The 15,350-nt window shown below is 36.3% G+C and carries 13 protein-coding genes and 1 pseudogene; 1 reads left to right on the top strand and 13 read right to left on the bottom strand.

Features of this window, described 5'->3' with window-relative positions:
* Positions 1-57: 57 nt before the first annotated feature.
* From D8837_RS08430 to D8837_RS08415, 4 genes are all read right to left on the bottom strand, one after another.
* On the bottom strand, positions 58-624 hold the full coding sequence (locus D8837_RS08430) for an HD domain-containing protein (protein WP_125456774.1): 567 nt from the start codon (positions 622-624) through the stop codon (positions 58-60).
* Between the two features lie 93 nt (positions 625-717).
* Complete coding sequence (locus tag D8837_RS08425; RefSeq protein ID WP_125456773.1) at positions 718-942, bottom strand: hypothetical protein; 225 nt, start codon at positions 940-942, stop codon at positions 718-720.
* 3 nt (positions 943-945) lie between these two features.
* The gene (locus tag D8837_RS08420; RefSeq protein ID WP_125456772.1) at positions 946-1,647 is read right to left on the bottom strand and encodes a hypothetical protein; all 702 of its coding nucleotides are present in this window, start codon (positions 1,645-1,647) and stop codon (positions 946-948) included.
* Positions 1,648-1,854: 207 nt separating this feature from the next.
* Complete coding sequence (locus D8837_RS08415) at positions 1,855-2,979, bottom strand: hypothetical protein (RefSeq protein WP_125456771.1); 1,125 nt, start codon at positions 2,977-2,979, stop codon at positions 1,855-1,857.
* A gap of 335 nt (positions 2,980-3,314) precedes the next feature.
* Here D8837_RS08415 and D8837_RS08410 point away from each other — a divergent pair.
* A pseudogene (locus D8837_RS08410) lies at positions 3,315-3,622 on the top strand (tyrosine-type recombinase/integrase); the annotation flags it as partial.
* Between the two features lie 98 nt (positions 3,623-3,720).
* Here D8837_RS08410 and rpsI read toward each other — a convergent pair.
* The 9 genes from rpsI to licT form a co-directional block, all read right to left on the bottom strand.
* Positions 3,721-4,113, bottom strand: coding sequence for a 30S ribosomal protein S9 (gene rpsI, locus D8837_RS08405; RefSeq protein WP_000075964.1), 393 nt, complete (start codon positions 4,111-4,113; stop codon positions 3,721-3,723).
* Positions 4,114-4,131: 18 nt separating this feature from the next.
* Positions 4,132-4,578 (bottom strand): 50S ribosomal protein L13, encoded by a 447-nt coding sequence (gene rplM, locus D8837_RS08400; RefSeq protein ID WP_001044624.1) that lies wholly within the window; start codon positions 4,576-4,578, stop codon positions 4,132-4,134.
* A gap of 215 nt (positions 4,579-4,793) precedes the next feature.
* On the bottom strand, positions 4,794-5,993 hold the full coding sequence (locus D8837_RS08395; protein ID WP_125456770.1) for an ABC transporter permease: 1,200 nt from the start codon (positions 5,991-5,993) through the stop codon (positions 4,794-4,796).
* Positions 5,990-6,883 (bottom strand): ABC transporter ATP-binding protein, encoded by an 894-nt coding sequence (locus D8837_RS08390; protein ID WP_125456769.1) that lies wholly within the window; start codon positions 6,881-6,883, stop codon positions 5,990-5,992. Before D8837_RS08390 ends, D8837_RS08395 begins: the two co-directional genes overlap by 4 nt.
* A 235-nt stretch (positions 6,884-7,118) precedes the next feature.
* Positions 7,119-9,524, bottom strand: coding sequence for a phenylalanine--tRNA ligase subunit beta (pheT, locus tag D8837_RS08385; protein ID WP_125456768.1), 2,406 nt, complete (start codon positions 9,522-9,524; stop codon positions 7,119-7,121).
* A gap of 129 nt (positions 9,525-9,653) precedes the next feature.
* Positions 9,654-10,700 carry a phenylalanine--tRNA ligase subunit alpha gene (gene pheS / locus D8837_RS08380; protein WP_049524320.1) on the bottom strand — a complete coding sequence of 349 codons (1,047 nt, stop codon included), beginning with the start codon at positions 10,698-10,700 and terminating at the stop codon, positions 9,654-9,656.
* A gap of 486 nt (positions 10,701-11,186) precedes the next feature.
* Positions 11,187-12,602 carry a glycoside hydrolase family 1 protein gene (locus D8837_RS08375; RefSeq protein WP_125456767.1) on the bottom strand — a complete coding sequence of 472 codons (1,416 nt, stop codon included), beginning with the start codon at positions 12,600-12,602 and terminating at the stop codon, positions 11,187-11,189.
* A gap of 12 nt (positions 12,603-12,614) precedes the next feature.
* Positions 12,615-14,453, bottom strand: a complete 1,839-nt coding sequence (locus D8837_RS08370) for a beta-glucoside-specific PTS transporter subunit IIABC (RefSeq protein WP_125456766.1) — start codon at positions 14,451-14,453, stop codon at positions 12,615-12,617.
* 17 nt (positions 14,454-14,470) lie between these two features.
* On the bottom strand, positions 14,471-15,310 hold the full coding sequence (licT, locus tag D8837_RS08365) for a BglG family transcription antiterminator LicT (RefSeq protein ID WP_125456765.1): 840 nt from the start codon (positions 15,308-15,310) through the stop codon (positions 14,471-14,473).
* Positions 15,311-15,350: the final 40 nt, after the last annotated feature.

Here is a 15,350-nt window from a genome sequence, read left to right as displayed (position 1 = left end):
CGTATATCTGTGTGAAGTAATTTCATTTGGTTACCTCATTGGAAATTCAAAACTAATTTATTTATTGTAAAATAAAGATTTATAAATAACTTTGTAGTTATTTAAAATCTCTTCGTTTTTCGAAAATAAGTCTTTGTTATCTTTAAAAATTTTATAAAATTCTTTAAAATACCATCCTTGTTTTTTCGGATCCTTAGAATTAAAACGTTCCCATAATAAATCACCAATAATTAAATAATCTTGGTAAATTTCCATTAAATTGGCCAATTTATCAGAAAAAGTTACAAGTAGGACTTTTCTTAGTGACTCATCTTTTGCTACTTCTCGAAATTTTTCTAACTGAAGTTCTTTACGAGTTTGCCAATCTTTAATAGACTTATCTTCAGATTCTAATGACATGTAGGAATAAATTTCATCATTAAATTCTCGTTTAATATCTTCCAGACTGACAACAGTATCTTCAACAGTATCATGTAACCATCCAGTAGCTATAATATCAGGATCTTCTGTCAGTGTTTCTAAGATATTATTGACTAAATATAAGTGAAACGAATAAGGTGTGATTTTCCCTTTTCTTGTTTGATATTTGTGTGCATTTAATGCAAATTCTTTGGCATTTGTCATAAACTTATTTTCCCTTCTAATCTTTGTTGGATTGTATCACCAATGCGCTTTCTGATTTAAAAATCAAGTAAAGTTAATCTATAGCAAAATGAATTATTCATCTGCAGGACATTCTACCAAATCTACTCCTTGCTTTACTAAAAATTCAAACATTTTTCTAGATAGGTGGAGGTCATTATTATGGAGATAAATCTTTTCATTTTCATCTTCTTTATAGGCATAAGCTGGCACATGAACTACTTTCCTACCTCTTACTGGTACAAAATATAACCTTAAAAGTTCAAAGAATCTTTTTGGATTTTTAATAATAGCTTTCATTTTTTACTCCTTATTCTTTTCTACAAATTCTTTTAGTTCAGGAATGGATAATTCAAGTGATTCTAAGAAAAAGTATACTTCTTCTTTTTCTTTTTGCTTTTTTAAAATAGGGATGATTTCATCTTTATGTTTGAGATAAAAATCATTTCCTCTACAGTAGTCATAGTAGTAATCAAGTAAAAATTGAACTGAGACAATTTCATCAGGCTCATAGAAATCATAATCAATTAGATTTTCAACTGTATATGGTACTTCTTTTATAGTTTCAATATCAATACTTAAACCTGCAGTTTCAGAATCGTATGTAATGATTGCTTTTTGTTCCTTTATAAAATTTTGACTCGCTTCAGCATCTACATATTCAAATTGAAATTGAATATCGTATTTACGAACATATTTCTTCATTTTCCTTGTAAGTTCTTCATCAGTATCTTGATATAAAGTACAATCAAAGAAATCATTTAGATTATTTTCAAAACACCAACATCCTTCAGCGTCAAATCCAGAGGTAAATAAAAAATAATCATCTACTTCAATTGTTTGAGATGAGACCAGTTCTGAGATTGAGTCGTTATTTCCAACAATTTGAGTCGGGTAATAAGTATATTTATTGCTTTCCTCTTGAATGTACAAAAAATATTCTATAGTTTTAAGATTGGATGCTTTAATATAAACTGTGCCGTTTGCTTCTGATAAATTTGCCATATATTATTTACCTACTTTCTTAAAGGTTGTTTTTGAAATTTTGAAATTAACGATAAAGAAATTTAATTTCATATTCATCACCTCATTTCTTTTCTATATCAGTATTATACAAAACAGGGTGGACAAAATATGTCCACCCTAAAAATGTTACTGAAAAATTTCTCGGAAATTTAGAAAAATGGGCAAAGAAGTTGATAAATATTAATTTTATCTTTTTGCAGTAGCTACCATAATTTTAGATTTTTCAAAATCAGTTTCATTAATAGAATTGACTAAATCAACACTAGTTTGAAAAATAATTTCAGCGATTTCTGATAATATGTCAGCATTGACATCTGGAAATAGAAACGTTGGATCAACATGATCTCCATGTAGGAGTTTATTTCTTCTATAAACAGCATATATCGCAAGCAATTGCAAATAGTTAATTTTGTATTCATCACTCTGCGCGTTATTTCTCTTTGTAAATTTGCTGATAACACTATTTTTCGGTAATGTAATATTATAAAAGCTGCTAGTTAATTGTTCAATTAGTTTTAAAACATTTTTATTTTGATAATGAAAATCTCGATCACATATAACTCCCTGAAATTGGGTTTCACCTACATTTTCATTCATTAACCATACATAGATTAATCTACGCATTTCATCAAACTTACTGCTAAAAAACTTTTCTGCTAAAGAAATTGATTCTTCCAATGAACTCTCAATACCTGGCAACTTGAGTAAAGATGTTATAGCAACTTTATCAGCTGTATTATCATCTCCTATCTCCATAAGTTGATCATGATAACTATAATAAAATGTATACATAGAGTTAAAAGATTTATAAGCGAAATAAAAATCTTTATTTCTTACAAATTGTGCTTGGTTGTGAAGTACCCTATATACTGCTTCTGATAATTCTGGAAAAGATATCTTTTTAAAGATATATTCTATTTTAGATAAATCAACTGAAAAAGAAGCTGGTAAAGTCAAATCAAATTCTTGAATAAAAGGAATAGTCTCTTTATTCTCTAGGTCATCAAAAATGGTGATTGATTCAATCTCTATCGATTTTTTGTAATAATTATAGAGATAGAATAAAGATGAAAGAATACATCTTCTATAATTGCTTCTTTTGGTACGCCAACAATTTTTAATATCAATAGGGCTTATTCTACTTCCTTTAATAACAATCTGATTTTTAGTAAATACTACAGTATCAGACAGGATCTCTTCTTTTTTATCTTTATTATTGTTATTGACAAACTTATAGTATTCAAAATTAAATTCTTTCTCTAATACCTCATTGCTGTCTACATTATACTTTATAAGTACTTCAAAATTCATAACTTTTAACTCCTTCTATATAAGCAGAAAATAGAAACATCAATCATTTCTTTTATTGAAAGTAAAAATGACTTATCATTTCTTAAATTATACCACAAAAATACATCCTAACATCATAAAAATTGTAATCGTTTTATATTCTAAAAAAGAAAGAGCTGGTTAGTATTTTTTAGTACCGTACAAATAAAACTGTATACTTGAGTATGTCAGTCGTTTATAGGTTAATAATATCTATTCTAATTCCTTCATCATTTTGTACTGTACCCATATGAAGTCATTCAAAGTCATCTATCTAAAACAACGTTTTTAGCTAGAGGTAAAGCGTTTTTGAATCTAAATCTGATGAACAATATGTCTTTACTTATATCGATATGAAGGGTAATGTTAACAGTCCTCTACACTCTGACTATCTTAATAATAAAATGAAATCTATCAAACGTCGTCATCCAGAACTTAAACATACTACACCTCGTAAATTACGACATACTGGTCTACTCTTGCTAAACAAACAGGTGTTTCTCTTGAAGTTATTTCAGAAACACTTACTCATAGTAATAAAGAAGTTACAAAAACTTATGTAAATACAAAAGATATAGTGAATCGAACTGTAGGTGATATTGCATTTCGTAGTCTAAAAAAATGATGGGGTGAATTTTGGGGTGAACTATTGATTTTTAGACAAAAAAAGACATCCAAGAGAAAATTCTTGAATGTCTGTAAACGTTGATAGTATCGTATTGATTAACGTTTTGAGAATTGTGATGCTTTACGAGCTTTCTTAAGACCTGGTTTCTTACGTTCAACTTTACGTGAGTCACGTGTAAGAAGTCCTGCGCGTTTCAATGAATCGCGGAAGTCTGGGTCTACTTGAAGAAGGGCACGAGCGATACCGTGACGGATAGCTCCTGATTGACCAGCGTATCCACCACCTACAACGTTAACGAAAACGTCGTATGAACCTGCAGTTGAAGTAACTGCGAATGGTTGGTTGATTACAAGACGAAGGTCAGCGTGTGGGATGTACTCTTCAACATCTTTTTTGTTAACAGTGATTTTACCAGTTCCTGGAACAAGGCGAACGCGTGCAACAGCGTTTTTACGACGTCCAGTACCTGCATATTGTGCTTGTGACATACTTTATTGTTCCTTTCCTTAGATAAGTCCTGAAATATCAAGAACTTCTGGTTGTTGTGCAGCGTGAGTGTGCTCAGCTCCAACAAATACTTTCAATTTCATACCTTGAGCGCGTCCAAGAGTATTGTGTGGAAGCATACCTTTAACTGATTTCTCGATCAAACGTACTGCATTTTTAGAACGAAGTTCACCTGCAGAGATTTGTTTCAATCCACCTGGGTGGTTTGAGTGAGTGTAGTAGATTTTATCAGTTGCTTTTTTACCAGTTAATTTAACTTTTTCAGCATTGATAACAATCACAAAGTCACCTGTATCAGTGTGTGGTGTAAATGTTGGTTTGTTTTTTCCGCGAAGTACGCTAGCAACTACTGCAGAAAGACGTCCAAGTGGTACATCAGTTGCGTCGACTACGTACCATTTACGTTCAACTTGGCCTGGTTTAGCCATAAATGTTGTTTTGTTCATGATTTCTCCTATATATAGTTCGATTTTTGTTTACGGTGATGGGTGTTCCTTCCCATCGAAAAGTATTTGGAAGGTTCCGGGGCCTTTCAAATGGGGTAAACAATACCGCCTACTATAATACCAAATTTCACCCCTAAAAGTCAATAGATATGAAAAATATTTTTCTGAATTCCACTCTTTTTATCTCTAAAAAACCTCGCTTTCGCGAGGCTCTTCTATTTATAAGATAAGGCACGTTTAAAGGTTTTCCAAGGACCTAAATCATCTGTTTGCAGAACGAGACTAGCATACATACGTCCGATAAAGACTGTTGCAGTTACTGCAAAAGCAATCGTAATCGCAAGCGAAATCCAAGCTTCTAACCCATTTGCATAGCCATTAATAGCTCTAAAAGGCATAAAGAAGGTCGAGATGAAAGGAATGTAAGAACCGATTTTCAAGATCAAATTGTCTCCTGCAGCACCTAGGGCAGTAACGCCAACAAAACCAGCTATTATCAAAATCATCAACGGCGATAAGGCCTTTCCTGCATCTTCAGGTCGAGAAACCATAGAACCTAAGAAGGCTGCCAAGACTACATACATGAAAAGACTGACTAAGACAAATAACAAGGTATTGATCGAAAAGGCTTCTCCCAAGTGATTCAGAATACCTGAATTAGCCAAGATAGGCATATCCTTAAAGAATAAGATAGCTCCAAGTCCGCCTACAACATAAATACCAATATGACTTAAAATGACAAGGAGTAGAGCAATCATGCGCGCGTAGAAGTAATGGCTGGCGCGAATGCTGGAGAAAACCACTTCCATGATTTTAGTCCCTTTCTCGCTGGCTACTTCCTGAGCAGTGACACTGGCATAAGTAATCAAAATCATATAAAGGAAGAAGCCCAGTCCTGCAGCCGCAAAGGTTTGGACCATCTTTTTATTTTCCTTGGATTCATCAATTTTCTCCGTAAAGTTAACTGTTTGTTCCAAGCGTTTTTCCTGCTCTTGCGACAAATTGGCTGCAGAACGATTGAGTTGACCTTGAAGCTCATTTAACTTGCTCGTTACTCCGAGCTTAATAGCACTCTCAAGAGAAGTTTCACCGTGATAAACTGCCTTTAGAACGCTATCTTCTTGATCAATAGTCAGATAGCCTTTTAATTTTTCATCCTTGATAGCAGCTTGGGCACTTGCTTCATCCTGATAATCAAAATTAAGACCATTGGTAGATTTAAGACTGTCTGTCACAGCTGGAACAGTGCTAACTACTGCTATCTTACCACTCTGAGCCATTGAAGAGCCCTGGAGATAGCCAATTCCTCCAGATAGACCAATAAACAAGAATGGTGAAATCACCATAAAGAAGAAACTCCACGATTTGACATGTCGAAGATAGGTTTCCTTGATTACAACCCACATATTTCTCATACTTCCACCCCTGATTCTAGTTTAAAGATTTCATCGATTGTTGGCGCTTGTTGGTCAAAGGTTGCGATATATTGCCCTTGAGTCAAGATTGGGAAAAGTTCCCTTCCAGCACTCTCATCCTCTAAGATCAATTTCCAACTGCCTTGTTTGGTCAAGATCACCTGTTTGACATGAGGAAGGTTTTCCAATTCTTCCTTACTTCGTTCACTTGAAACAAAGAGACGTGTTTTCCCGTATTGATTGCGAACATCTTGAACCGGCCCATGCAAGACCACACGGCCATCTCGAATCATCAGAATATCGTCACAAAGTTCCTCAACATTGGTCATGACATGGTCAGAGAAAATAATGGTTGCTCCGCGCTCTTTTTCCTGAAAAATGACTTGTTTGAGCAATTCTGTATTGACTGGGTCCAAACCACTGAAAGGCTCATCCAAGATAATCAAATCTGGTTCATGAATCAGAGTAATAATGAGCTGAATCTTCTGCTGATTTCCTTTTGACAGACTCTTGATTTTATCTGTCAGCTTTCCTTTCACTTCCAACCTCTTCATCCATTGAGGGAGTTTTTCCTTAACCTTCTTGGCATCCATACCTTTTAGAGTCGCCAAATAGCGAACTTGTTCAAGGACTGTCAATTTAGGCATAAGACTGCGTTCTTCAGGCAAATAGCCAATCCGAGCATAGGTCTCCTGACGAATATCCTGACCATCTAGACTGATTTCTCCTTGATATTCTAAAAACTTCAAAATACTATGGAAAATCGTTGTCTTCCCAGCACCATTTTTTCCAACTAGTCCCAAAATACGACCTGGTCGCGCTTGAAAGTCAATACCAAACAAAACTTGCTTAGGTCCAAAACTTTTCTCTAGACTTCTTACTTCTAGCATCTTTCACCTCCGAAATGTCTTGCACTCATTATACTCCTTTTTGATAGCCTTTACAATGATTTCTGTCCATTTTTATCATCCTCATTTTAGTAAAAAATCTTAGGGTACTTTGAGTTATGAGTACATTATACACTGGTAAACTCCAATTTATCTTCTCTGTTCCTCAACTGTCTATTTTTGATCCTGAATTGTTATGTGAAAAGAAAAAATCCACCCCGAAGGATGGATTGATACTTTAACGCACTTCTGCATTGACTTTTTCTTCGAGAGACGCTTGGATTTTTTCCATATAGCGTGCGACTTCTTCGTCCGTTAAGCTATCTTCCGGATTTTGGAAGGTCAAGCTATAAGCCATTGACTTCATACCAAGTCCCAATTTCTCACCTGAGAAGACGTCAAAGAGTTTAATATCTGTCAAACGTTTTACGCCTGCAGCTTGGATCGCGTCCACAACTTCTTGGTGAGTGATTTCTGCCTTGAGGAGAAGGGCAACGTCACGGCTAACTGCTGGGAATTTGGTGATTTCCACAAATGGAGTATCTGGTTGAAGGGCAGCTTCGATGGCTGAAAGGTTGAGCTCAGCTACATACGTTTCTGGAATATCGTAAGCCTTAGCAGTGACTGGATGCACTTGCCCAAGGAAACCAAGAACTTGGTCACCGAGTGAAATCACGGCTGTACGTCCTGGGTGAAGGCTAGCGATTTCAGATGTTGCCGTATAGGTTACTTGGAGTCCCAAACGAGCAAAGAGGGCCTCAAGGATTCCTTTAGCATAGAAGAAATCAACTGGAACTGCTGCTGTTTGGAAATCTTTTTCAGCAACCAATCCTGTCAAGGCAAAGGCAAAACTGTTGATTTCATTTGGAAGTTCTTCTTTTGGATTACCTGTTTGTTCAAAGACTTTTCCAATCTCGTAAAGGGCCAAGTTTTTGTTCTTACGAGCAACGTTGTAGGCAACGGTATCAAGGATACCTGAGATCATATTTTGACGGAGGACAGAACGGTCCACAGTCATTGGCCACATAAGTTCTGTAAGGTTACTTGGTTGAGCCGTAAACTCAACTGCTTTTTCAGGAGTTGTTAGAGCATAGGTGATGATTTCTGTCAAACCTGCCCCTTCAGCAATCGTACGAACTTGACGGCGGAGTTTTTGTGTTGCTGTCAATTCACCAGCTGTACCATCATCTTTTGGAAGGCTGGTTGGCAAACGGTCATAACCATAGATACGAGCGATTTCTTCAAAGATGTCTGCTTCAATAGTGATATCCCAACGACGACGTGGTATGCTGACTGTAAAACTGTCTGCATTTCCAGAAAGACCAAAGCCAAGACGACGGAAGACGTCTTCTACATCCGCATAAGAAAGTTCTGTACCAAGGACACGGTTAACATCTGCAAGAGTTGAAGAAACTTCCACATCAGAAGTATCAAGTTCACCCGCAGAAACGATTCCTTTACGCACAGTCGCGCCTGCAAGTTCTGCAATCATGCTAGCTGCCGCATCAAGAGCTTCGTTAACAGTTGCCACATTAATGCCTTTTTCAAAGCGAGAAGATGACTCAGAACGAAGATTCAGGCGACCGCTGGTCTTACGGATAGATTTGCCATTGAAAACAGCAGCTTCAAGAACCACACGACTAGATTTTTCAGAGATTTCTGTTGCTTGACCACCCATAACACCTGCAAGAGCAACTGGTTTGTCAGCGACAGTAATGACTAAGTCATTTGTTTCCAAGTCACGTTCTTCACCGTCCAAGGTCACTAATTTTTCACCAGCACGCGCTTCACGTACACGGATGTCACTCCCTTCAAAGGTATCCAAGTCAAAGGCGTGCATTGGTTGACCAAAGTAGAGAAGGATGTAGTTAGTCACGTCCACTACGTTATTGATTGGACGGATTCCTTCGTTCATGAGAAGGTTTTGCAACCATTGTGGACTTGGTGCGATAGTCACATTGTCCAAGATACGAGCTGCATAGTAAGGCGCCTTGTCTGTCTCAATGCCCACAGAAAGAGCATCTGCTGCAGCTTGGTCAGTTTCTGAAAAAGTAAATTCTTTAAAGTTGACTGACTTGTCATAGATGGCTGCCACTTCGTGAGCCACTCCACGCATAGAAAGGGCATCCGCACGGTTGGGTGTGATAGAAAGTTCGATGATTTCATCATCCAAGTCTAGATATGAGAAGACTTCCTCACCTGGAACGGCATTTTCTTGCAAGATTTGGATGCCATCTGCGAATTCCTTAGGTACAACTGAGTCAGAAATTCCCAATTCACCAAGTGAACAGATCATCCCAAGTGACTCCAAACCACGGATTTTCCCTTTTTTAATCTTGTAATTGTCAGCGATACGAGCTCCTGGAAGTGCCACCATGACCTTGATACCTGCACGCACATTCGGCGCACCACAAACGATTTGACGGGCTTCTTCTTCGCCAACGTTAACCTGACAAACATGGAGGTGAGTTTCTGGCACATCTTCACAAGACAAGACCTCACCGACGACAATTTTTGAGAGACCAGCAGCTGGTGATTCGACACCCTCTACCTCGATCCCTGTAGTTGACATTTTCTCAGCCAACTCTTGTGATGGCACATCAATGTCCACCAATTCTTTTAACCATTTATAAGATACAAGCATAATTCTGATTGTAAGATCCCACCAAGTGGAACCTTTTCAATTCCTTTCTTTTTCTTCGAGTCAGTCCTCACCGTTCTCATCGAGAGAAAATGACTAGGACTGTATAGGACTGTGTTTCAGTGTTCAATCTTATTTAAACTGTTCTGAGAAGCGGACATCTCCTTGGTAGAATCCACGGATATCATTGATTCCGTAACGGAGCATAGCTACACGCTCTTGTCCAAGACCAAAGGCAAAGCCAGAGTAAACAGTCGCATCGATACCACTCATTTCAAGGACACGTGGGTGAACCATACCGGCCCCCATAATCTCGATCCAACCTGTTTTCTTACATACGTTACAGCCTTCTCCACCACACTTGAAGCAAGAAACATCCACCTCAACAGATGGCTCAGTGAATGGGAAGTAAGATGGACGCAAACGGATCTGGCGCTCTTCACCAAACATTTTTTGGACAATCAACTGAAGCGTTCCTTGAAGGTCTGCCATAGAGATGTTTTTCCCAACAACCAAGCCTTCGATTTGGTGGAATTGGTGACTGTGGGTCGCATCGTCCGTATCACGACGGAAGACACGCCCTGGTGAGATCATCTTCAAAGGCCCTTTTGAAAAATCATGGGCGTCCATAGCACGCGCCTGAACTGGAGACGTGTGGGTACGAAGCAAGATTTCTTCTGTGATATAGAAAGTGTCCTGCATATCACGGGCTGGGTGGTCTTTGGGAAGGTTCATACGTTCAAAGTTATAGTAGTCTTGCTCCACTTCAAAACCATCCACGACTTGGTAACCCATCCCAATGAAAATATCTTCAATTTCCTCACTGGTTTGTGTGAGGACATGGCGGTGACCAGTCGCAACTGGACGACCTGGAAGTGTCACATCGATGCTCTCGCTAGCAAGTTGAGCTGCGACTTTCTTTTCTTCCAAGAGCTTAGCTGTTTCTTCAAAGGCAGCTGTCAAGACATCACGAGCTTCATTGACGTGTTTCCCGATAATTGGACGCATCTCAGCAGAGACATCTTTCATCCCTTTAAGAATTTCAGTAAGAGACCCTTTCTTACCAAGGACAGAGACACGCAAATCTTGCATCTCTTTTTCATTTTCAGCAGAAATCTGCTTCAAGCTAGCTAGCGTCTCTTCGCGAAGCGCTTTTAATTGTTCTTCAATAGTTGACATAATTCCTCCATCAGTCGCTCGTAGATAAAAAGAAAACCACATGTCAAAAACTCCACTCGGAGCGTTGACACGCGGTACCATCCGTTTTCATCTGACAAGTCAGACCTTCATTTCTAAATCCATGCGCAAGTGAATTCACCCAGCTTTCATATAGAGAGCTTGCAGTCACGGCTCTCCTCCCTGATATACTTCCCTTGAGTTACTAGTCTTGCAGATTTCTATTCAATTACTACTTAGTTTATCAGATTTTTACCATTCTTGCAAGACCTATCTCACTTCTGCTTGTTAGCTTATTCTTATCTAAATTTATATAACTAATCTATCTTAAATTAACTATTTATAATTGGCTCTCTGTAACAAAATTAAATTAATTAATCCCCCCTATAAAATAAAAAGGTTTAGAATTTGATGTCTTCCAAACCTCTTTATTTCATATTTTAATGAAATGTTGCCTTAACAGTGATACTATCTAATCATTAATAAAAACTATTTGAATAAGGATTCTCCATTTGATTCAATCACTCCTTTATACCAAGTAAAGGACATTTTCTTATATCGATTGAATGTGCCACTTCCATCATCGTTTCGATCAACATAAATGAGACCGTACCTCTTAGAAAGTTGTGCAGTAGACATAGAAACGCAGTCAATACATCCCCAAGACGTATAGCCCATAATTTCAACACCATCTTGTAGAGCTTCAGCTACTTGCAATAAATGTTCTTTCATATACTGAATTCTATAATCATCTTTGACTGTTAAGTTATTAAATTCATCTTTTATTAAGTGATCTTTAGCACCTAATCCGTTTTCCACTATAAATAATGGAATTTGATAACGGTCATAATATCTATTTAAAATTATACGTAGTCCAATTGGATCAATTTGCCATCCCCACTCGGAAGATTCTAAATAAGGATTTACTAGACCACCAATAATATTCCCTTCTCCTGAATTATACTGTGTTGGAAGAGCAGATTGAGTCACACTCATGTAATAGCTAAACGATAAAAAATCTACAGTATAATTTTTTAATAACTCTGCATCTCCATCTTCAAACTCTATGTTAATGTTATGTTCCTTAAAGTATCTTTTTGCATAATTCGGATAATAACCTCTAACATGCACATCTGAAAATAGATAATTTAGATTCTCATACTCATGAGTCGCCCATACATCTTTTGGATCTGGAGTCATTGGATAAGCTGGCATAGCTAATACCATACATCCCACCTTAAACTCTGAATTAATCTCACGAGCAATTTTTGTAACCAAACTCGAGGCGACTAATTCATGATGTATAGCTTGATATAATTCTTGTTTCGAAAGATTCTCCTTAGGTATATCTATTCCTCCACTAGTAAATGGTAATTCCAAAACAGAATTCACTTCGTTAAACGTAAGCCAATATTTAACTTTATCTTTATACCTTTCTAAAACTGTTCGAGCAAATTTTTCATAAAAATGAATCATTCTCCTATCAATCCATCCATGATATTTTCTTGCTAAATATAATGGAGTCTCATAGTGTGAAAGAGTTACAAGTGGTTCTATCCCATGAGCATGTAGTTCATCAAACAATTCATCATAATATTTCAAACCAGCCTCATTAGGTTCTTCTTCATCTCCTTTTGGAAAAATTCTACTCCATGCAATAGAAGTACGAAAAACATTAAAGCCCATTTCAGAAAATAAGGATATATCTTCCTTATATTTATGATAAAAATCAATGCCTAGCAATTTTAAGTTATCTTCTGTAGGATTTTCTGTCGCTTCTCCTAATCCACCTTTAGGTAACACATCCTGAACTGATAAGCCCTTACCATCTTCATTATATGCTCCCTCTACTTGATTAGCTGCAANAGCTCCACCCCAAAGAAAATCATCTGGAAAAATGGTCATAACTTTCCTCCATTATAATATTACCAGTAATTCTTTGGAATGCTCGATTGTCTTATCATTAGGTAATACTAATACATCTAGAAAATCATTGGTATTCGTTACAATCACTGGTGTAACTGTTTCGTAGCCTTTAGTCTTGATTAAATTCAAGTCCATTTCAAAAATCAACTGATTTTTGAAAACTCTATCTCCTTCTTCTACATGACTAATAAAGCCTTGACCTTTTAGCTCAACAGTATCTAATCCAATATGAATTAGTAACTCAACACCTTCATCACTCTTCAATCCAATTGCGTGCTTAGTCGGAAAAATATTTGTAATTTCCCCATCGAATGGTGCATAAACCTTACCCTCATTTGGGATAATCGCTACTCCGTCTCCAATAAGTTTATCTGAAAATGTTTTATCCTGGACATCACTTAACGGAATGATTTCTCCTGATATAGGAGAAAATACCATTTTTTTATTTGAAACTCTAGCCTCAACTTCNAAATGGCTAGAACTCTCTTCTTCATCGATTCCAAATATATAAGCCAAGACAAAGGTAATAACAACANAAATGACCGCCACAATTAAAGCATTTACAATATTTGATGGTACGTCAGAATAAATAAACTGAGGTAACGCTATCAAAGATGGGACAGCAAATAGATATGCTTTAACACTCGTAAGACCTGCAAATAATCCCGCTAATCCACCACCAATCATAGCTGCATAAAGTGGTTTTTTATATTTTAAAGTTACACCATATAATGCAGGTTCTGTAATTCCTGCAAGTAAGGCTGAGAAACCTGCTGCAAAAGCAATCTGTCTTGTATTATTATTTTTACTCTTTAATGCAACAGCCATCGAAGCAGCCCCTTGAGCTAAGTTCGATCCCAACATTGCTGGAAGAATTAATACGTCTGGAGTAGCAATAGATGCCGCCAAAAAAATAGGTGCAAAAGCCCAATGCATTCCAGTCATAACAATAAATGGCATAATAGCACCAAGAATAGCTAATGTAAGCCATCCAGCTACACCATACATTTGCCCAACTAGATTCGATAATCCTTCACCAACAATTACTCCAATAGGCCCGACTACAACTAAGGCAATAAAGCTTGATACTAATAATACCAGCGTAGGTTGCAAAAAACTCTTAGTAACAGCTGGTGTTAATTTAGCAATCGTTTTTTCAATATATTTCATCAACCAAACCATAATAAGAATTGGAATGACTGATGAACCATAACTGGCTGGTGTCACAGGTGCACCAAATAAGCTAAGAGGATTCCCTGACTGCACCATTTGAACAAAATTTGGATGGAGAAGTACACCTGCTACAGACATAGCTAATGTAGATGTTACTTTTAATTTTTGTGATGCAGAATAAGCTAATAACAGCGGTAAGAAATAATAAGGAGCATCCCCAAAAAATGTCAAAAAAGCAATAGTCTGAGAATCTGATTGCAGTATACCAAGCATTGGTAAAATGATTACCAAAACTTTCAACATACCTCCTCCTAACATCGCTGGAATGATTGGAGTCATAGAACCAGCGATATACTCAATGATTCTCTCTAAAATATTCCCTTGATGCCCTTGATCAACTGAATCTGATTCAAAATTGCCAAGCTTAACGAATTCTTTATAATAATTAGCTACATCATTACCAAGTATAATTTGATATTGCCCATTCTTTTTCATAATACCTATTACACCTGGTATCTTCTTCACATCATTATCATTGACTAAATTTTCATCTTTTAATTCTAATCTTAATCGTGTTACACAATGGGTAACTCTATTGACATTTTTTTCACCTCCAATTACATTGAGGATTTTTTGTACAGTATCTTTATAACTCATGTCATTCTCCTATTCTATTAATCTAATTTTTTTGTTAAGCGACGAATATGAGCCATCAAATAAACTAATTCACTAGAAGTCAGCAAATAATTGTATTCAGTATGTATAAACATTGCCACCTGTTCACCACATTCGTATTCTCTAGGATATTTATTTTTCATTAATGCCAACAAGTCTTCATCATCATCGTCACAATAAGTTGTATTTTCAACCAAACGATGGGCAAATAATTTTATATGAGTTATGAATCTATAATAATCAATAGAATCTTGGTTAAACTCAGTACAATAGAAATCTTGAATTATTTTCTCAATTCCCATAATTATTTCAGTAATTTTATACGACTCTTGAAAATTATTTTCTAAATTTGCATTAACAAAATGTAGCGCTATGAATGCTGCTTCATCAATTGGAAGTTCAATACCTAACTCTTTTTTTATTATTTGTAAAGCTCTTTTCCCAAGTTCAAACTCTTCTTTATAATATTTCGAAATTTCCCAGCGTAGGGGATTCGAAATAATAACTCCTTCTTTATAACGTTCTATGCTCGAAGAAATATGATCCGTTAAATTAATATAGATAATTTCATCAAAGTTATTTCCCAATGTTATTTTACCTAGATTAATTATTTTTTCGGTGATGTACACCAACTCCAAAGGAACATTAATAAACATCTCTGTAAAACGGGTCATATTATCTCTATTTTTGAGAAAAAAACTTTTCTCAATATCAATTGGATTTACTTTATCTCCAATTTTTCTTCCAAAAGCTATTCCCCTTCCAAAAAGAAGAATGTCGATATCTTTTTTACTTTGCGCAATTACAGCATTATGGTTTAGTATTCGTTTTATGATCATAAAATTTCCCTTTTAAAATAAAAGGAACCTACTTAAAAAC

Origin of the sequence: Streptococcus mitis (assembly GCF_003942965.1) — a bacterium.
Taxonomy (GTDB): domain Bacteria; phylum Bacillota; class Bacilli; order Lactobacillales; family Streptococcaceae; genus Streptococcus; species Streptococcus mitis_BH.
This window is presented reverse-complemented; position numbering and strand designations above follow the sequence as displayed.